Origin of the sequence: Longirhabdus pacifica, assembly GCF_004115085.1 — a bacterium.
In the GTDB taxonomy this organism is placed as follows: Bacteria; Bacillota; Bacilli; order Paenibacillales; family DSM-105158; genus Longirhabdus; species Longirhabdus pacifica.
Genome location: NZ_QXJP01000067.1, coordinates 1 through 811, shown reverse-complemented (window position 1 = coordinate 811; position 811 = coordinate 1). Strand labels below are relative to the sequence as shown.

Here is an 811-nt window from a genome sequence, read left to right as displayed (position 1 = left end):
TCCTTTCTATCTTTTCTTCTTCCTTGTAGCTGCCGTTAAAAAAGGCAATGGAATATACCAGGACTTTGCCGCATGGCTTAGTCCTGGTTATTCGCTTGCCTTTTAGGTAGCGTATGGCTAGGGGAACAAAAGATAAGAACTTTTTATTTTTACTTAAATCAATTTCGTATTGTAATTTTTTAATAAATAGTATTGTTATATTTTTAAAATAATAATCTATGAATTGAACAGTAGCAATGAACCTATTTGCATATGCTTTTACTAGATGTTTTTATTAAAGAGGAGCTGCATCAGCAGCTCCTTACCATGCCAGTAGAAAATAAAAACATTTGTAATGCAAATGTCACCTTTCTAGGGGGAGAGCCCCCCTTATCATCCATTAACTTCTAAACAACAATCACAGCAAAGTATAAATTTGGATTCAGCCAAGCAATCTCTCATTCCAATCAATACTCCTTCATTAAACCCATAATCTTCTTCTGGTATATTTTCTATCACATCATTCAAATCATCTAACTGCTCGCTCATCCAACTCACCAGTTCTTGGAAACTATCATCACCATCAGCCATACTAAACATAGCATTCTCTATGCCTTTCTTTCTTCCAGTAAGAACCCCTAAACGATATTGTTGAACAGAACAACTTATCATTTCCCAATCAAAACGCTTCAATTTTTTAATCTCCTGCTTTAGCCTCTTCTTGAAAAACTTTCTTATATTCATCTTTGATTCACTCCCTATATTTTTTCCTTTTGGAAAGCGAAGCGTAATATTCCAGAAGGAGTATTTTTCCTTTTTGCTAAGGCGAACG

General features: G+C 34.6%; 1 protein-coding gene. It reads right to left on the bottom strand.

The genetic code is table 11. From position 1 onward, the window contains the following. Positions 1–372 precede the first annotated feature (372 nt). Positions 373–811, bottom strand: a 439-nt coding sequence (locus tag D1Z92_RS17090; RefSeq protein WP_206099782.1) for a hypothetical protein, incomplete at its 5' end; no start/stop codon positions are given.